Consider the following 17827-nt stretch of genomic DNA (forward strand, 5'->3'; position numbering starts at 1 on the left):
TGCGTCGACCGATTCTCCTGACGAACGGCTTCTTCCTGACATGACTCTCACCCCTTCACTGTCTGCCCGCGTGCGCCGCCGAGCCTTCGCCGGTGCCCTGGTCGTGTCGTCGCTCGGCTGCATCGCCGGCGTGAACGCTGTCGACGGTGGATCGGCAGCGGCGGCCACGAACGTGAACGAACACGCCGCCGAGATCACCGCTGCGGCCAACGAGGCCGTCGCCGCTCTCGATGCGTATCGCGTCTCGGGCTCCGTCGAGGACGAACTGACCCTCGCCTGGTACCGCGCCGCCACAGCGAGTTGGACGGCGAAGGAACTGGGCTACGACGAGATGGCGATGGTCGATGCGTGGAGCAGCGCTCCGCTCGATCATCAGCGGGCCGTGCTCGGCGCGCTCACCCAGGTCGGTGTGCCCTATCGCTCGAACACGAGCTCCGAGGGCGTCGGCTTCGACTGCTCGGGACTCACGACCTACGCCTGGCAGGGAGCCGGCCTGGAACTGTACCGCCAGAGCGGCACGCAGATCTCCGAGGCCCGGTCGCTGTCGAAGGACGAAGCCCAGGCGGGAGATCTCGTCTACTACCCGGGACACGTGATGCTCTACCTCGGCGTCGACGACGCGATCGTCCACTCGGTGCAGACGGGACGCACCGTCGAGGTCGACACGATCCGGCGTGGCAGCGTGCGCTTCGGCGACCCCACCCAGTCCGACTGATCTCCGGCTCGGGGCGGCGACTTTCTCCGCTGTTCACCGAATCGAGCTCAGGTCCGGCGACCGACTGCCGATGACATCGACGTGTCGAATCCAGCCCAGCCGGCTCACTCGTTCGTCGGCCGATGGATTGCGTCGTGGTCGGTTCCTGCCGCAGCGCAGATCGCGCTGTCGATGTGGTTCGCCACGGGGGTGGAGTTCGGTTCGCCGATGCTGCTGTTCTGGGTGGTGGTGATCGCCGCGTCGCTGTGTCTCGTGACATCGGCTGCGGTGATCATGCGTTCCTTCGATCGCAACGAGGCCGACCTCGGCTTCCTCGGCCTGTTCTTCTGCGCGGTGTCGGCGCTCCCTCTCGTCCACGGCATCACGACGCCCGGCGTGATCGTCGGCGACAACACGTCGACGATGACGTCGGTGCTCCTCTCGATCCCGATCGGGCTCACGGCGGCCGGTCCCGCGCTCGTCCCCGCCTTCCGGCAGGCCCGATGGGTCCGGCGACACTGGCGGGTGTGGATCGCCACCTGGCTCGGCGTGATCAGCGCGCTCGCCGCAGCGTTGTTGATCGACGTCGATCTCCTGCCGGCCCCCACGCTGCGCCAGCCGCTCACGATCGCCGTCGCCGTCGTGTCGTTCGTCGGATGCGTCGTGTTGTCGCGTCGTCACCTGCTCCTGGCGTGTGTCGCCGAGCGGTCCAGCCCGCTGGTCGTGTCTCTCGGGTACGGACTCGTCGGCTCATCGGCGTTCGTGTGGCTGTCGACCGCGCCGTATTCCAGTGGGTTCTGGTCGGCGCACGCATTCGACGTCATCGGCGTGCTGGGCGCCACGATCGGCGCGATCGTGGTGTACGGACGGACCGGCCGGGTGAGCGAGGTGCTCGCACCGGTGTTGGTGGTCGACCCGCTCGGCGCACTCGAGATCGGGCTCGATCCGATCGTCCACCGGTTCGTCGCCGACCTCGAGGCGAAGGATCCGATCACCCGTGACCACGTGGTGCGGACCGCCGAGATCGCCGTCCGGGTGGGTGAGGAACTGCGTGTCGGACCGACCGCCCTGCGCTGTGTCGGCCTGACGGCCATCCTCCACGACGTGGGCAAACTCGATGTGCCCGACGAGATCCTGAACAAGCCGGGCCGTCTCACCGACGAGGAGTTCGAGGTCATGCGACGCCACACCGTCGACGGCGAGCGTCTGGTGGCGGGGTCGCTCGTGCTCGCCGGGATCGCCGCAGGCGTGCGCGCTCACCACGAACGCATGGACGGAGACGGGTACCCCGACGGGCTTGTGGGCGATGCGATCCCCCATGCCGCTCGGGTGGTGGCCGTGTGCGACGCATTCGACGCGATGACCCACACCCGGCAGTATCGGGACGGGATGGGTCGCGACACGGCGATGGCGGTCTTGAACGAGCACGCCGGGTCGCAGTGGGACCCGGTCGTCGTGGCGGCACTCGCCGCCATCGTGCGTACGGACCCTCGAATCTCCGAAGCGGGCCGAACGCTCGATCTGATCGGTCGAGGACTCGCTCACGCCGGACCGGCTCAGCGCATCGGATGCGACTGTCTTCCCGAACCGCTGATCGGTGAGGCGTCCGTCCTTCCCGTCGACCGATCGGGCAGCGTCGATGCGATCGATGGTGAGCCGTCGCTCGTGCTGACACCGGCGGCGGTCTGGGACCCGCCGAACCCGGACGCCGTGGTGGTGCCGGGAGCCCACTGAAGCGAGCCGCCAGATCGGCCCGGAGTGGATCGGTCAGGAGTGGATCGGTCCCGACGAGTCCTTCAGACTCGGCACCCCTTTGCCGGTGCGGGCCGCGATGATCTCGGCACAGATGCTCACTGCGGTCTCCTCGGGCGTGCGCGCACCGAGGTCGAGGCCGATCGGCGACATCAGACGGTCCAACCCGGCCTGGTCGACGCCCACCTCGGCGAGTCGCTGCATGCGTCGGTCATGGGTCGTGCGACTGCCCATCACGCCGATGTACCCGGCTCGCGTGGCCAGAGCGCCCTGCACGGCAGGGACGTCGAACTTCGGGTCGTGGGTCAGGATGCACACCGCGTCGCGAGGGCCGAGTTCGCTGCCCAGTTCCTCGAAGATCGGGGTCGGCCAGGTGACACGGACCGCGTCGGCCATCGGGAATCGGCGCTTCGTGGCGAACACCTCGCGGGCGTCGCAGACGGTCACCCGGTACCCCAGGACCTTCGCGACGCGCGCGAGCGCGGCCGTGAAGTCGACGGCACCGAAGATCCACATCTGCGGCGGCGGCGCATGGGATTCGACGAAGATCCGGATCGTCGGTTGGTCGATCAGGTCCTCGGGTGTGGTCTGGCCCTCGGGGCCGTAGGAGCGAACGCCCGAGCGGGCGGCTTCGAGTTCGGCGATCGCGTCGCGTGCGACCACCCGGTCGAGTTCCGGGTGACCGAGCGAACCGAGGGGTGCGGTGCCGTCGGTGGTGACGAGCAGCTTGGCACCGACCTCGATGTCGCCGCTCGTCCCCTCGATCACGGTGGCGAGGGCGACGGGCACCTCCTCACGGAGCAACGCCGAGTAGCGGTCGAAGATCGGCGAGCCGCGCTCGGGTCCTGTTGCACTCACCAGGCCAGCTCCTCGATGAACAGGTGGATCGTGCCGCCGCACGTGAGCCCGACCGCGAACGCCTCGTCGTCGGAGTAGCCGAACGTGACGACGCGCGGTTTCGTGGTGCCCTCCAGGATCGACAGCGCTTCGCCGACCACGGCGCCTTCGACGCACCCGCCGCTGACGCTGCCGGCCACCTCGCCCGATCCGGTCACGGCCATCGCTGCGCCGGGAAGTCGCGGTCCCGACCCCTCGATGTCGACCACGCGTGCCACGGCGATCCGCTCACCCGCCCGCTGCCAACGTTCGATGTCCTTCAGAAGTTCCTTCATGATCTCCCAGTCTCCCCCCGTCCTCGACCTTTCCTGCCACTCGCTCGCGTGAGCATCTTGCCGTCCACGCACCGATCGCGGTCACGCGTGTGCCGGGCTGAGCGATGCCGTCCGAGCGCTCTCATTCGCTGATCACCCTGCACAGTTCCTCCATCGCAGCAACGGAATGCCCCTCGACGAACGAGTCCAGGTGCGGCAGCGCAGCCGCCATGCCGCGCGCCAGTGGCGCATAGCCGGGGGTGACCTTCAGCGGATTGACCCAGACGAGGCGGTGCGTGACCCGGTGCAGCCGCTCCATCTGCTCGGAGAGCGTGTCGGGGTCGCCGCGGTCCCAGCCGTCGGAGAGGATCACGACGATCGAGTTGCGGGCGAGGCCACGCACCCCCCACTCGTCGTTGAATGCGCGGAGACCGTCGCCGAGGCGGGTGCCGCCGCTCCAGTCGATGACGCGCTCCGACGCAGCAGCGAGCGCGATGTCGGGATCGCGACTGTTCAACTCGCGCGTGATCCGCGTGAGTCGGGTGCCCAGAGCGAACGCCTCGACCTTCTGTCTGCCCGCGACCGCGGCGTGGACGAATCGGAGCAGCGCACGGGCGTAGGGTTCCATCGAACCGCTGACGTCGAGCAGCAGCACCAGACGTCGCAGGCGGGTGCGTGGTCGGCGGTGGTGCCGCTCGATCGGCTCGCCACCGGAACGGATCGCGGCCTGCATCGTGCGGCGGATGTCGGGGCGACTCGTGGCGCGAGCCGACGGACCGAGCCGCAGCGACGAGCGTGGCGACCCGACCAACCGCAGGCTCGACATCAGGTCCTGTGCCAACACGAGTTCGTCCGAGCTGTACTGGGCGAAGTCCTTGTGGCGCAGCACCTCGGTCGTGGAGAACCGCAGCTCGATCGTGGGATCGTCGTTCGCTTCGGCGGTGTCGGGGCCATCGTCGGCGTCGTGGTCGTCCTGGGCGTCGACGGCGATCGTGATCGACAGCGGCTCGTCCTCTGCGTTCTCGCCGTTCGACCGACGGTGCTCGAAGAACACCTGGAAGGCACGGTCGAACACGTCGATGTCCTCGGGCCGGCGGGCGAGAGTGGCACGACCCGACCAGTACACGCCGGTACGGTCGTCGAGACCGACGGCGCACAGCGCCTCGGCGAACGTGTGGGTGCAACTCGTCGGCACCTTCAACCCGGCGCCTCTCAGTACCCGCGTGAATGCCACGGCGATCTGCGCGGCATCGCTTCGCTGGGTCCTGACCGTGTCGTCGACGGTGGGCGGCGCCCAGCTCATCGGGACGCGACGCGCGGGTCGGACGTCACCGTGGACCCCGCCGACGCGGCTGACCGACGTCGTGCTCGGCGCGACCCGGTGCGCCCCGAACCGTGGGCAGGGATCGACGGCATCACCCGTGCAACAGACCCTTCTCGAACGCCTGCTTCACCACCGCGGCCACCCCGTGCTGATCCACCCGCTGGTGGTCCTCGCGATACTTGAGCACGGTGCCGAGCGTGTTCGCCACCAGCGTGTCGTCGAGCTTCGTCGCACCGAGTCGGCCGAGTGCGGCCGCCCAGTCGATCGTTTCGGCCACGCCCGGTGGCTTGTAGAGGTTGAGGCCGCGTAGGGCCTCGACGGCTGCGGCGACCTGACGGGCCAGACCGTCGTCGACGCCGGGCACGCGCAACTTCACGATCTCGACTTCACGTTCGAAGTCGGGGTGCTCGACCCAGTGGTAGAGGCAACGTCGCTTGAGCGCGTCGTGGACGTCACGGGTGCGGTTCGACGTGAGCACCACGAGCGGCGGCTTCTCGGCGCGGAACACGCCGACCTCCGGGATCGTGATCTGGAAGTCCGACAGCACCTCGAGCAGGTACGCCTCGAACTCGTCGTCGGCCCGGTCGACCTCGTCGATCAGCAGCACCGGCGGCGGCCCCTCGGTCGGAGCGATCGCTCGCAGCAACGCCCGCTTGACCATGAAGCGCTCGCCGTACAACTCCGCCTCGAGGTCCGTCGACGTCATCGACGTCGACTCACCGGTCGCCTCGGTGGCGCGCAGGTGCAACAGTTGGCGCGAGTAGTCCCAGTCGTACACGGCTTGGGAGACGTCGATTCCCTCGTAGCACTGCAGGCGGATCAACTCGCCGCCGGTCATCGCGGCGAGCGCCTTGGCCAACTCGGTCTTGCCGACACCCGCCTCCCCTTCGAGCAACAGGGGCCGTTGGAGGGTCATCGCCAGGAACACCGAGGTCGCGATCCCCTCGTCGGGCAGGTAGCCCTGCTGCGAGAGGGCGGTGCTGACATCGCTCGGCGTCACCGGCACGACACTACCGACCCGGTGTGGCACCGAGTGAGGACGAGGTCGTGGACGGTCAGCCTGCGCCGCGGGCGTCGAGGATCTCGGTCACGACGTTGTACGGCCACCCATCGGGCAGGTCGGTCGGGAGTTCGGGCATCGGGAGGATCGACGAGCGCTCCTCGCCGAGCTCGACGAAGCCGAAGTCCTCGCGGGCGGCTTCGCGGATTCCGTCGGGCGTCTCCAGACGTACGGTCTCGGCCTCGAGTTCACCGTTCACCCGCTGCAACTCGTCGAGTTGCGCCTGGCGCTGCTCGAGGTCGACCGACTGGTCCTGCCACGTGCTGATCGGCAGCACGAACACGGCGAACGCGATCGCTGCGATGATGCTCAGAGCGAAGGCGCCGGTGAACGCAGCGACACGTGGACGCCGGGAGATCCGCTTCTCGACCGGGATCGGCCGGGTGAAGTCGCCGAGGCGCGAGCGTCCCTCGTCGGATGCCTTGATGCCCGCAGGGCGCGGGATCGAGGTGGTCTTCGAACGAGGCACGCCGGTCATTGTGGCAGGCCGCTCTGCGGTTGCACGATCATTCTGTGACATTGAACCTCATGTCGAGGTCCAGCTCTCCGCGGGTGGAGACATCCGACCCTGGCCGGGTCAGTCGCAAGGCCGGGACCGCCCGGGGAGTGCTTGGTCCGTGGCGACTGACGCGGCGCCGGTTCGCCGCGCGTGTCTGCGTGCGGCTCGAGATCGGCGAGCGTCAGGCGTTGCGGATGGTGGCGACGAGACCGTCGACGTCGAGTCCGTAGCGCGCGTGGATGTTGTTCGACTTCGGATCGTGAGGGTGGAACCTCGTCGGCAGCCCCAAGGGGGTGACCGGGACCGAGCCGTCGATCTCACACACCTCGGTGGCGATCGCCATGCCGATGCCGCCGTCACGGATGCCGTCTTCGATGGTGACGACGGCGCGGTGCGCCGCGGCGTCGGCGATCATCGCCGGATCGAGCGGTGCACAACACCGTGCGTCCCACACGGTGACCGCCGGGCCTCCTTCGTCGGCGAGCCGCTCGGCCGCCTTCTCGGCGGTCTCGAGCATCTTGCCGATTGCGATCACGCAGATCGCACCGGACGGATCGGACGCCTCGACGACCTTGCGGCCGAGGATGCCGACACCGACCTCGTGTTCACCGACCTGGCGGGCCTTGCCGCGTGCGTACCGGATGACGACGGGGCCCTCGTCGGTGAGCGAGGTGGCGTCGTGCAGCATCTGCGTCAGTTCCTGTGCGCTGGACGGGACCAGCACACGCATGCCCGGCACCTTGGACATCAGGGCCATGTCGTACACGCCGTGGTGGCTGGCGCCGTCGGGACCGGTGACGCCGGCGCGGTCGAGGCAGAAGATCACCGGCAAGCGGTGCATCGCCACGTCGTAGACGACCTGGTCCCACGCACGGTTGAGGAACGTCGAGTAGATCGCCACGACGGGCCGCAACCCGCCCATCGCCATGCCGGCCGCACTGGTGACCGCGTGCTGCTCGGCGATGCCGACGTCGAAGAACCTGTCGGGGAAGCGCTCCTGGAACGGGATCAGACCGGTCGGTCCGGGCATCGCAGCGGTGATCGCCACGATGCGCGAGTCGGCTTCGGCCTCCTTGACGATCGCGTCGGCGAAGGCCTGGGTGTAGCCACTGGCCACGGCCTTGGGTGGGCCGATCGCCGGGTCGAACACCGGTGCGTCGTGCAGGTTCTTCTCGTCGTCGTCCTCGGCGGGGGAGTACCCGCGCCCCTTCTGGGTGAGGACGTGGACCACGATCGGACCCTCCTCGGAGAGCTCGATCGCGTTGTGGAAGGCCTCCTCCATCTCCGCGACGTCGTGCCCGTCGAAGGGGCCGACGTACCGGGCACCCAGGGCCTCGAAGAACGACGGGGGCTGCAGGAACTCGCGCACCGCTGCCTTGAACGCCTCCATGGCGGAGCCGGCCTGGTTGCCGACGACCGGGATCCCCTGGAGAACCCCTTCGAGGCGGCGTTGACGACGCACGTAGACCGGGTTCTGGCGGATGTCGGTGAGTGCGTTCGAGAGCTTCCCGGTGACTCGGTCGGTGATGGTCGGGCGGCCCGCGGACGGATGGTTGGCCTGTTCGTCGACGCCCTGGGAGTTGGCCGAGAGGTTCGAGATGGTCGGCGCGTACGAGCGACCGTTGTCGTTCAACACCACGATCACACCACGGCGGTGGTGGCCCATGTTGTTCAGCGCCTCGTAGGCCATGCCGCCGGTCATCGCGCCGTCGCCGATCACCGCGACGATGTGGCGGCGATCGTTCGTGCCGAGGTCGCGTGCCGCGGCGATTCCGTCGGCGTAGGACAGCACCGTCGACGCATGGCTGTTCTCGATGAGGTCGTGCTCGGACTCCTCGCGGCTCGGATAGCCGGAGAGGCCGCCGGCCTGGCGCAGCGTCTCGAACTGGGACTGGCGTCCGGTGACGATCTTGTGGACGTAGGCCTGGTGACCGGTGTCCCACAGGATCGCGTCGAGAGGCGACTCGAACACGCGGTGCAACGCCAGGGTCAGTTCGACCGCACCCAGGTTCGAACCGAGGTGACCGCCGACCTCGGAGACGGCGGACACGATGAAGTCACGGATCTCGCCCGAGAGGTCACGGAGCTGCTCGTGGTCGAGCGTCCGCAGGTCACCGGGTTCGCGGATGCGCTCGAGATACATACGCTCGCCAGGCTACCCGGCGGGCGTGGCGGCGTTTCAGCGTGACGACGACTCGGTCGGTGTCACGTCGCTCCGAGATCGTCGTCGTCGAAACCGGCCGTCGTGGTCTCGTGCCGTGCCTCGCTCGGGCCGAGTCGGTACACGGTGACGTGGCGATCGGCCAGGTCGTCGAACGGCGCACCGGTCATGTCGGCATCGCGCCGCTCGACGTGGAATCCGGCGGCGGCAGCCATGTCGTCGAGCTCGCCGGGTGGAGCCCAGCGGATCGACCAGGGGCGCAGTCGGACGCCTCCGGACTCGGTGAACTCGACGAACTGTCCACTGGTGCGTTGCTGGTCCGGGCGGTGGTCCGACACCGACAGCACCACCCGGTCGACCGACATCGAGCGGACGCCCACGTCGTGACCGGCGGGTGCTTCGTCGTCGGGGACGATCGCCTCGACCACGAAGCACCCACCGGGTCGCAGTCGAGCGGCGACCTCGGCGAAGCACCGCCGTTGGGTACCCGCATCGAGCAGGTTGAAGATCGTGTTGTAGGCGACGAGGCACGCATCGAACGGTCCGTCGGGAAGGTCGTCGACCATGTCGCCGCACACCGAGGTGATCGACGAGCCCGCAGCGACGGGTTCGCCCTCGGTGGCTGCGTCGCCCGCATCATCCGACGGGGGTGCAGCGACCAGTCGCTCGTCGAGCTTCGCGAGCATCGCCTCGCTCGAGTCGACGCCGACCACACGCAGACCGGCAGTCGCCATCGGGACCGCGAGACGTCCCGTGCCGACGCCCAGTTCGAGCACGCGACCCCCCGATCCGCACAGTTCGACCATCCGGGCGACGGTCGCCGCCACGTCGGTGACCTCGCCGTACCAGTCGTCGTAGACGTCGGCGAACCCGTCGCCGTAGCTCGTCGAGTCGTATCCGCGCATCGCCGCGCACGCTACTCCGACCGGTGGTGGGCCGGCCCTGGCATGGTCTGCGCCCCACGATCGGCGATGATGGTGCGATGACGGAGCAGGGCGGCGCCTGGGAGCGACTCGACGCCGCGGCCGCCACCCCCCGCTCGGTCGGTTCGTCCGCGACCGCGTCGTCGGCAGGGTCGGGGGCGCTGCGGAGAGTCGCGTCGAGCTTCCGACTGCGTCGCAGTCGCGGGCCGTCACTCGCATCGCTCGACGGCGGCGGCTCGATCCTCCAGCGGCGCTTGCGCGACGTGATGCTCGGTGCAACCGTGATCCTGGTCCCGGCCGTGGCGCTCAACGTGTGGGTCACGGTCCTCGGCTACGACCGCCTCGACCCGAACGACTCGGCGGTCCCGTCGTTCCTGGGCGACGACACCGGAGGTGGCATCGAGGACCTCGCCGTGTGGACATCGATCGTGTTCGCCAGTCTCGTCACGGCGGTCGTCGGGTACTTCGCCGCCCAGATCCTGCTCGGCGAGCGATTCCGCAGCCCGGTCACGCTGGCGACCGCGCTGAAGCGGACGGGGAGGCGCCTGCCGTCGATCACGGTCGCCTGGATGCTGACGCACTGGTGGTTCCCGATCATGGCGCTCATCGTCGTCACGGCAGAGGTCGACCTGGTGGGCCTGTGGCTCTTCCTGTTCACGTTCGTCGCCTGGTTCTCGTCGGCAGCCACCCTGTTCGTCATCCCGGCGATGGTCGGCGAGCGGCTCGGGCCGCTCGCCGCCGCCAAGCGGAACTGGCGCCTCGTGCGGTTGCGCTACGGACTGTGTGTCGTGTTCGTCATGCTCGCGACGCTGCTGTCGGTCCTGCTGCTCGTGGGCATCGCCACGCTGGTGCCGTTGCTCGAACAGTTCGGCTTCCTGGAACTCGGCAGCGCCGGGTGGATCGTGCAGAGCGTCATGCTGCAGTTGGCGGTGCTCGTCGTGGTGCCGCTGATCGCGCTCGGCACCGCGCAGGCGTACCTCGAGGTCCGACTCGCCGCCGAGGGGCTCGATCTGCAGATCGACGCCGACCGAGCGTTCGGACCGTCCACGGTCGAGGTGGTCGGGTGATCTCCGCTCTCGGTCTGGGGATCGTGCGGTTCGTCCCGCATCGAGCGGTGACGGCGTGGATGCGCGTGGTCGATCCGCTCGGACCGACCGACATCGACCCCGACGACACCCGCGACCGAGCGTGTGATGCAACGAGCGTCGGCCGGATCTGCAACCCGCCCGACCCCGATCCGGCTCGCCCCCCGGACACGCCCGACCTCGCGACAACGAACTCCGGAGCGGGCTTCTTCGGTCAGGTGCTCGTGGCCCTGCTCGTGCTCGCGTTGATCGTCGCGCTCGTGTGGATCGTGATGAACCGACTCGAGGGCTCGAGGAGTCGGGCCGGCGACGGCGACGACGGCGAAGCGCTCGATGTCGACGAGGCAATCGACGAGGTCGTCGACTCCCGGATCATCGACCGCGAGACTCCGCCGGATCGATGGCGCCGACTCGCACAGGAGGCCCGATCAGCCGGTGATCATCGCGAGGCGGTGCGTTGCCAGTACCGGGCCTTGATCGGTGACCTCGCGCGTGCCGGCTACGTCGACGAGATCCCGGGACGCACGTCCGGTGAGGAGCGTGAGCAGGTCGCCGAGATCGCGCCTCGACTCGGCGACCTGGGTCGCGACGTTGCCCGCCAGTTCTCCGCGGCAGCCGACACCTTCGACCAAGCCTGGTTCGACGACGGCGAGGTCACCGCGAGCGACGACGAGCGTTTCCTCGCAGCGGAACGAGCCGTTCTCGACGTCGTGCTGACCCCTGCGGGGAAACGAACCGGCCGGAGCCGCAACGAGCGGGACCGTTCCGAGGAGGGCGGCGCGGGTCGTGGTGGCGGCGCGAGTCAGGGTGGCGGCGACCGAGATGCGACGGTGACGTAGTGGCGCGCTCGGCGGGTCAGGGCGGCGGCAGCGGCGGCGTGAAGGCGGTCGGCGCGATGGTGTTCGTGGTCGTGATGTCGTTCGTCGTCCTGCTGCTCCTGCGTGCGAGCCCGTCGAGCGAACCGTTCGACCCCCGATCGGGGCAGCCCGACGGAGCGCGAGGGCTGGTCCTCACGCTGCAGGACGCGGGCGCCGACGTCGACGACACCCGCGACGTTCCGTCCACGGACCAGGTCGAGTCCGCACGGATCCTGGTGCTCGAGGACCGACTCGACGACGAGCAGCGTGACGCAGTGCTCGACTTCGCCGAGGCCGGTGGTGTCGTGGTGGTCGCCGACCCCGCGTCCGCGCTGCACGGCGGGTCCGACGCCGACGGTGGCGCCGTCGAGATCTCGGCGCAGCCGTCCACATCGGAGCGTCGCGACGCCGAGGAGGAGACGAACGTCGCTCTCGGACGATGCAGCATCGCCGCGCTCGTCGAGTTGCGCGGTGTGTTCGTGCCGAGCGGCGTGTTGTTCCCCGTGGGGCCGTCCGAGGAGCAGTGTTTCACCGACCCCACCTCGGGAGTTCGCGCCGACAGCCACTCCTTCGTCATCGTGCGCGAGTTCGGCGACGGACTGATCGTCGGTCTCGGCGACAACGACGCGTTCGTCAACCGGTCACTGCGGCGAGCCGACAACTCCGGCCTGATGGCGTCGTTGCTCGTGCCGACGGCCGGCAGCGACGTGTCCATCGTGATCGGTCGAGGAGTCAGCCCGACGGTGCGTGACGTCGGCTCGGGCGAGGACACGCTCGTCGACCTGGTGCCGGCGTGGGTGTGGATGTCGCTCGTGGTCGGTGCGGTCGCGTTCGTCGTGTTCGCCGTCTCACGGAGCGCACGCGAAGGACGCATCCTCAGCGAGCCGGTGACCGCCCCGATCGCCGGGAGCGAACTCGTGTCGGCGACGGGCAACCTGATGCAACGTGCCGGACACGCGTCGCGTGCCGGGTGGCTCCTGCTCTCGCGCCTGCACCGCGACCTGTGCCGTGCTCACGGCATCGACGTGAACGCCCCGCTCGCCGACCTCGACCGTGCGGTCGCCGAGCGATCCGGCGTCGCCCCCGGGGAGACCGAGTACCTGCTGCGACGCACCGCCCCCGACAACCGTGCGCTCGTGGACCTCACCGCGACGATCGACCGACTTCGCACCCAGGTCTTCGGCGACGACTCCGCCCCACATTCCGCCCGACCTCGTCGTTCCGGCTCTGAACCAGAACGACGAGGCTCGACCGACTCGACCGACGAAAGGGTCACCACATGAACCAACCCCTCCAGCCCCCCGCTCCGGAGCCGCCCGGGCAGATAAGCACGTCGTCGGTCGGGGAGTCGGCGGCGCGGCGCGCGGTCCTCGACGTGCGTGACGAGGTCGGCAAGGTGATCGTCGGCCAGCAGGGTGTGCTCAGCGGGGTGATCACCGCGCTGCTCGTCGACGGCCACGTGCTGCTCGAAGGCGTTCCCGGAGTGGCCAAGACGTTGCTCGCCAAGACCCTCGCCGCTGCGTTCGACATGCAGTTCGCCCGCGTCCAGTTCACGCCCGACCTGATGCCGTCCGACATCGTCGGTCTGTCGGTGCTCGACCAGGTGCCGGGTCAGGCGCCGCAGTTCCGCTTCCGGGAGGGCCCGGTCTTCACCAACCTGCTCCTCGCCGACGAGATCAACCGCACCCCGCCCAAGACACAGGCCGCCCTGCTCGAAGCGATGGAGGAGCGACAGGTCTCGATCGAAGGCACCACACACCCGTTGCCCAAGCCGTTCCTCGTGATCGCCACGCAGAACCCGATCGAGTACGAGGGCACGTTCCCGCTCCCCGAAGCGCAGCTCGACCGGTTCCTGTTCAAGCTGGTCGTCGGCTACCCCACCGAGGAACAGGAGCACGACATGCTCGTGCGGCACCACGGAGGCATGAACCCACACGCGACCGCCGACCTCGTGAAGCCGGTGGCGAACGCCCTCGACCTGGCTGCGGCCCGGCGTGAGATCGACCGCATCACCGTCGAGCCGGCGGTCCTGCGCTACATCGTGCAACTGGCGCGCGCCACCCGCGAGTCGCCGTCGTTGCAGTTGGGGGTGTCGCCGCGCGGGATGACCTGGCTGCTGCACGCGTCCAAGGCCTGGGCATGGTTGTCCGGCCGTGGATTCGTCACGCCCGACGAGGTCAAGGCCATCGCCAAACCGTGCCTGCGCCACCGCATCCTCGTGCGCCCCGAACTCGAGCTCGAAGGCACCGCTGCCGACACGGTGATCGACGGTCTGCTCGCGACGGTCCCCACCCCGCGCTGATGACATGGCCTGACCTCACCGCACGACCGGTTTGCGTGACACTTTCGGCTGCCCGGGCAGCCGAAAGTGTCACGCAAGCGGTGGGGGCGACGGAGAATGCGGGTGGCTGAACGGCGGGCGCGCAGTGTGCCGATCCCGACGGGGTGGGCCGCACTGCTGATCGGGCTCGTCGCCGTGCCGCTGGCCGTCCTGCGTCCCGACTCGTGGATCGTCCTGGTGGTCGCGCTCGCTGCCGTCGTGGCGCTGATGGTCGTCGACTTCGTCGTCGCACCGCACCCGTCGGGAGTCGACGTGGCGCGCGAGTTCCCGGCGTCGCTGACCCTCGGCGAGCAGGGTGACCTGCGCTGGCTGGTCCAGAACCGGACCGGCCGGTCGGTGCGGGTCGGGGTGGCGGACGCACTGTGGCCGAGCTTCCAGGCCTCGCGACGTTCGTCGAGATTCACGATCGCCGCAGACCGCCAGCACCGGTTCGGTGCCACCATCGAGCCCACGCGACGCGGCCGCTTCCCGTTCGGCGCGATCACGCTGAGGATCTCGGGGCCCATGCGTCTCGTCCACCGCCAGCAGACCAGGACCGTGCACGACACGCTCGCCGTCCTTCCGGCGTACCCGTCGCGCGACCTGATGCGGACCCGGATGCGCATCCCGCTCGAGACCGGGCTGCGCAGCGTGCGCACCCGCGGGACCGGCACGGACTTCGACCAACTGCGCGAGTACCGACCGGGCGACGACATCCGTCGCGTCGACTGGGCCGCCACGGCCCGTCAGCAGAAGGCGATCGTGCGCGAGTACCGCGCCGAACGGAACCAACACGTCGTCGCCCTCCTCGACAACGGGCGACTCATGGCGGGGACCGTCGGCGAAACGCCGCGTGTCGAGCACGCGATGGATGCCGTGCTGGGGCTCACCCAGGTCGCGTCCGAACTCGGCGACAACATCGGGCTGATCACGTTCGACAACCAGGTGCGCGGAATCGTGCCGGCGTCGAACAGCAAGGCGCAGTTCGCCCGGGTGACGGAGGCGATGTACCTGCTCGATCCGCAGTACGACGAGAGTGCGTACGGCGTGGCGTTCACCACGGCGGCGTCGCGATTTCGTCGGCGCTCGCTGTTCGTGGTGTTCACGGACCTCGTCGAATCGGTCGTGAGCGATTCGCTGCTGCCGGCACTGAAGTCACTCACCCGCACCCACCTCGTCATGGTGGCCGCCGTGCGCGACCCCGACGTGGCGGCGTGGGCGTCCTCGGCGCGGCACGGCGACCTCGAGGGGTCGTACCTGTCGGCGGCAGCGGTGGCCTCGCTCGACGCCCGCGAGAGGGCGATCGCGGCGCTCGCGGCGTTCGGCGTGGTCGTGGTCGATGCCCGCCCCGGCGAGTTGGCGACCGGCGTCGTCGACAAGTACCTGGAACTCAAGGCGAAGGGTCGTCTCTGAACGAGCGGATCGGCGACGTCGTGTTCGACACGTCGGGCCGACCGGTCGGAACCGACTCCGTGCGCAGAGTGCCGTGGCGAGCACGCGTCGTCGATGTCGCTGTGAGACACTCGCTGTCGTGGCCGCGCCAGTCCCGTCCGTCCCGCCCGTCCTGATCGGTCAGCTGACCGACACCCACGTCCTCTCCGACGACGAGACGACAGACCGCGACGTCGACAACAACGCACGCTTGACGCTCGCCGTCGAGTCGATGGTCTCGGAGTCGCCGACGCTCGACGCGGTGCTCGTCACCGGCGATCTGACCGACACGTCGCACCCGCACGCGTTCGAGACGCTGGTCGGCGCGCTCGATGCGTTCCTCGTACCCGTCCTCGTCCTCCCCGGAAACCACGACACGCGAGCCGAGACCCGGCGGGCGTTCCCGGACATGGGATGGATCGATGCCGACCACCTCAGCTGGGTCCACGAGATCCGAGGTGTCCGGCTGATCGGACTCGACTCGACACGGCCTCGCCACCACGGCGCCGAGTTCGACGGGGACCGTGCCGAGTTCCTGTCGTCCGTCCTCGGTGAGCGCCACGATGGGCCGACGATCCTGGCGATGCACCATCCACCGTTCGCGACCGGCATCGACTGGATGGACCGTGCCGGCTTCATCGGCCTCGATCGCTTCGCCGACGTCCTCGCCGCGCACCCCGGAACCGTCGACACGATCGTGTGCGGTCATCTGCATCGGCCGATCTCGTCGGTGGTGGCGGGCGTTCCCGTGCAGGTCGGCCTGGCGCCGGTGCAACACGTGGCGCTCGACCTCGACGCCGACGCCGGGCCGGCGGTGATCCACGATCCGATCGGCTACCAGATCCACCTGGTGGCCGCGCCGGACCGGACGGTCGGTGCCACAACGGCGCACGGCGTGGGACGCGTCGTCACCCACACTCGCTACATCGGCACGGGCGAGACGCCGTTCGTCCCGTCGTGGGCCGCCGACCACGACCCCACCGCACCGTTCTGATCCTCGCCGTTCGGTTCGGGGTCGAACGGCGTGACCGGGATCGATCTCGACCGCGACACGGACGTCAGGCGATGGTGGCGGCGTCGGGAAGGATGAAGGCACCTGCGGCTTCGATCTGCGAGGCGACGCGGATCAGCACGTCCTCACGTCCGTAGGCGGCGGCGAGTTGCACGCCGACCGGGCGACCGTCGCCGGTCACGTGGGTCGGCAGGCTGATGGCGGGTTGACCGCTCGTGTTGAACGGTGGTGTGAACGACACGAAGTCCGCTGCCCGCTTCATCCCGGCCATCGGGTCATCGGCGGCGGCATCGTGTTCGCCGATGCGGACGGGTGGTTCGGACAGCGTGGGGGAGAGCAGCAGGTCCCATCCGTCGGCCCACCAGCCCTGGAGCTTCCGGCGGTACTCGTTGATCGCGGAGAGTGCCGATGCGAACTCGGTGGCCGACAGATGTCGTGCGAACTCCGACATCGCCCAGTTGACCGGCTCCACCTCCTCGGCCGTCAGCGGGTGACCGGCGAGCTCCCCGCACCGCCGGATGCCGAGCGACATGTTCGTCGCCCAGATCGCCATGAACCGCGCCGAGAACCCGGCGTCCTCGAGGACCGCCGGATGGGCCTCCTCGACGTGATGCCCGAGCCCTTCGAGCAACTTCGCCGCCTCCGTGGCAGCTGTGGCGCACTCGGGATCGAGCCGGTTGCCGAGCGGGTGGCGTGCGAGCAGGCCGATCCGCAGGCGCCCCGGGTCGGCTCCGACCTCCTCGGCGAAGGGCCGCGTCGGTGCCGGAGCGATGACGTTGTCGCCGACACCGGGTCCGGCGACGAGGTCGAGTAGTCCGGCGGTGTCGCGCATCGAACGCGACACGGCGAATGCCACACTCAACCCGGATTCGTCACGTTCCGGTCCCAGCGAGATCCTGCCCTGGGACGGCTTCAGGCCGATGAGTCCGCAGCACGAGGCGGGGATCCGGATCGACCCGCCACCGTCGGACGCGTTCGCGATCGGCACCATGCCGGACGCCACGCTGGCCGATGCCCCACCCGATGAACCACCCGGCGTGTGATCGGTCGACCACGGGTTGCGGGTGGGTCCGAAGGAGATCGGTTCGGTGACCGGCAGCGACCCGAGTTCGGGGCTGTTGGTCCGCCCGAGGGTGATCAGGCCGGCATCGCGGAACCTCGCCACGAGGTTGGAGTCGTGGTCGGACACCGGCATCGCGAGCTTCAGCGCGGCGTTGCCGTTGGTCTGCGGGTGGCCGGCGGACTCGGCCCACAGATCCTTGAGCAGCGTCGGTACGCCTGCGAACGGTGCGAGTGGCTCGCCGTTCGCACGCTGGGCATCGACCGCTGCAGCCGCGGCTCGAGCGTCGTCGTACCAGGCGACCACCACGGCGTTCAGCGGACCGTCCAGTACCTCGATCCGCTCGATCGCCGCCTCGACCAACTCGCCGGCGGAGACCTCGCCGTCAGCCACCAGTGCGGCCTGTGCCGTCGCATCGAGCCACCGGGTCCGATCGGCGAGTCCGGAGAGAGCGGGTGCAGCGGGTTCGGTCATGGACCGTTGCTACCATCACCCACC

General features: G+C 69.3%; 16 protein-coding genes. 8 read left to right on the forward strand and 8 right to left on the reverse strand.

The genetic code is table 11. From position 1 onward, the window contains the following. The first annotated feature begins 40 nt into the window (after positions 1 to 40). On the forward strand, positions 41 to 715 hold the full coding sequence (locus ABJK40_RS16325) for an NlpC/P60 family protein (protein ID WP_348510344.1): 675 nt from the start codon (positions 41 to 43) through the stop codon (positions 713 to 715). An 81-nt stretch (positions 716 to 796) separates the two neighbouring features. After that, positions 797 to 2428 carry an HD domain-containing phosphohydrolase gene (locus tag ABJK40_RS16330; protein WP_348482401.1) on the forward strand — a complete coding sequence of 544 codons (1632 nt, stop codon included), beginning with the start codon at positions 797 to 799 and terminating at the stop codon, positions 2426 to 2428. Between the two features lie 33 nt (positions 2429 to 2461). Here ABJK40_RS16330 and ABJK40_RS16335 read toward each other — a convergent pair whose 3' ends face one another. From ABJK40_RS16335 to ABJK40_RS16365, 7 genes are all read right to left on the reverse strand, one after another. Beyond that, on the reverse strand, positions 2462 to 3304 hold the full coding sequence (locus ABJK40_RS16335; RefSeq protein WP_348482399.1) for an XdhC/CoxI family protein: 843 nt from the start codon (positions 3302 to 3304) through the stop codon (positions 2462 to 2464). Next, the gene (locus ABJK40_RS16340; protein ID WP_348482398.1) at positions 3301 to 3618 is read right to left on the reverse strand and encodes an XdhC family protein; all 318 of its coding nucleotides are present in this window, start codon (positions 3616 to 3618) and stop codon (positions 3301 to 3303) included. The genes ABJK40_RS16335 and ABJK40_RS16340 overlap by 4 nt, the downstream gene beginning before the upstream one ends. A 121-nt stretch (positions 3619 to 3739) precedes the next feature. Next, complete coding sequence (locus tag ABJK40_RS16345; protein WP_348482396.1) at positions 3740 to 4900, reverse strand: VWA domain-containing protein; 1161 nt, start codon at positions 4898 to 4900, stop codon at positions 3740 to 3742. Positions 4901 to 5012: 112 nt separating this feature from the next. After that, entirely contained in the window at positions 5013 to 5921 is a 909-nt protein-coding gene (locus tag ABJK40_RS16350; RefSeq protein WP_348482394.1) for a MoxR family ATPase, read from the reverse strand. Between the two features lie 55 nt (positions 5922 to 5976). After that, positions 5977 to 6450, reverse strand: a complete 474-nt coding sequence (locus ABJK40_RS16355) for a septum formation initiator family protein (protein ID WP_348482392.1) — start codon at positions 6448 to 6450, stop codon at positions 5977 to 5979. Between the two features lie 211 nt (positions 6451 to 6661). After that, positions 6662 to 8623, reverse strand: a complete 1962-nt coding sequence (locus ABJK40_RS16360; RefSeq protein WP_348482390.1) for a 1-deoxy-D-xylulose-5-phosphate synthase — start codon at positions 8621 to 8623, stop codon at positions 6662 to 6664. A gap of 62 nt (positions 8624 to 8685) precedes the next feature. Then, positions 8686 to 9546, reverse strand: coding sequence for a class I SAM-dependent methyltransferase (locus tag ABJK40_RS16365; protein ID WP_348482388.1), 861 nt, complete (start codon positions 9544 to 9546; stop codon positions 8686 to 8688). Positions 9547 to 9623: 77 nt separating this feature from the next. Between ABJK40_RS16365 and ABJK40_RS16370 the strand changes: the two genes are divergently transcribed. The 6 genes from ABJK40_RS16370 to ABJK40_RS16395 all read left to right on the forward strand — a co-directional run bounded on the left by ABJK40_RS16370 (position 9624) and on the right by ABJK40_RS16395 (position 16251). Continuing rightward, positions 9624 to 10631: a hypothetical protein gene (locus tag ABJK40_RS16370; protein WP_348510345.1), complete on the forward strand. Its 1008-nt coding sequence runs from the start codon at positions 9624 to 9626 to the stop codon at positions 10629 to 10631. Further along, a complete protein-coding gene (locus tag ABJK40_RS16375; RefSeq protein WP_348482384.1) occupies positions 10628 to 11488 on the forward strand; it encodes a DUF4129 domain-containing protein in 861 nt (286 codons plus the stop codon). Before ABJK40_RS16370 ends, ABJK40_RS16375 begins: the two co-directional genes overlap by 4 nt. Next, entirely contained in the window at positions 11488 to 12789 is a 1302-nt protein-coding gene (locus ABJK40_RS16380) for a DUF4350 domain-containing protein (protein WP_348482382.1), read from the forward strand. Before ABJK40_RS16375 ends, ABJK40_RS16380 begins: the two co-directional genes overlap by 1 nt. Continuing rightward, the gene (locus ABJK40_RS16385) at positions 12786 to 13808 is read left to right on the forward strand and encodes a MoxR family ATPase (protein ID WP_348482380.1); all 1023 of its coding nucleotides are present in this window, start codon (positions 12786 to 12788) and stop codon (positions 13806 to 13808) included. The genes ABJK40_RS16380 and ABJK40_RS16385 overlap by 4 nt, the downstream gene beginning before the upstream one ends. Before the next feature lie 102 nt (positions 13809 to 13910). Further along, positions 13911 to 15239: a DUF58 domain-containing protein gene (locus ABJK40_RS16390; protein ID WP_348482378.1), complete on the forward strand. Its 1329-nt coding sequence runs from the start codon at positions 13911 to 13913 to the stop codon at positions 15237 to 15239. A 118-nt stretch (positions 15240 to 15357) separates the two neighbouring features. Beyond that, entirely contained in the window at positions 15358 to 16251 is an 894-nt protein-coding gene (locus ABJK40_RS16395) for a metallophosphoesterase (protein WP_348482376.1), read from the forward strand. Between the two features lie 64 nt (positions 16252 to 16315). On the opposite strand, the gene ABJK40_RS16400 is transcribed toward ABJK40_RS16395, so the two are convergent. Next, positions 16316 to 17803 (reverse strand): amidase, encoded by a 1488-nt coding sequence (locus tag ABJK40_RS16400; RefSeq protein WP_348482374.1) that lies wholly within the window; start codon positions 17801 to 17803, stop codon positions 16316 to 16318. Positions 17804 to 17827: the final 24 nt, after the last annotated feature.

This window comes from Ilumatobacter sp. (assembly GCF_039969435.1).
GTDB lineage: Bacteria > Actinomycetota > Acidimicrobiia > Acidimicrobiales > Ilumatobacteraceae > Ilumatobacter_A.

What these genes read in the sequence shown, in the direction of transcription:
- ABJK40_RS16360 (WP_348482390.1), bottom strand. Translation starts at nt 8,623, where the DNA reads ATGTATCTCGAGCGCATCCGCGAACCCGGTGACCTGCGGACGCTCGAC.
- ABJK40_RS16365 (WP_348482388.1), bottom strand. Translation starts at nt 9,546, where the DNA reads ATGCGCGGATACGACTCGACGAGCTACGGCGACGGGTTCGCCGACGTC.
- ABJK40_RS16325 (WP_348510344.1), top strand. Translation starts at nt 41, where the DNA reads ATGACTCTCACCCCTTCACTGTCTGCCCGCGTGCGCCGCCGAGCCTTC.
- ABJK40_RS16370 (WP_348510345.1), top strand. Translation starts at nt 9,624, where the DNA reads ATGACGGAGCAGGGCGGCGCCTGGGAGCGACTCGACGCCGCGGCCGCC.
- ABJK40_RS16400 (WP_348482374.1), bottom strand. Translation starts at nt 17,803, where the DNA reads ATGACCGAACCCGCTGCACCCGCTCTCTCCGGACTCGCCGATCGGACC.
- ABJK40_RS16385 (WP_348482380.1), top strand. Translation starts at nt 12,786, where the DNA reads ATGAACCAACCCCTCCAGCCCCCCGCTCCGGAGCCGCCCGGGCAGATA.
- ABJK40_RS16345 (WP_348482396.1), bottom strand. Translation starts at nt 4,900, where the DNA reads ATGAGCTGGGCGCCGCCCACCGTCGACGACACGGTCAGGACCCAGCGA.
- ABJK40_RS16340 (WP_348482398.1), bottom strand. Translation starts at nt 3,618, where the DNA reads ATGAAGGAACTTCTGAAGGACATCGAACGTTGGCAGCGGGCGGGTGAG.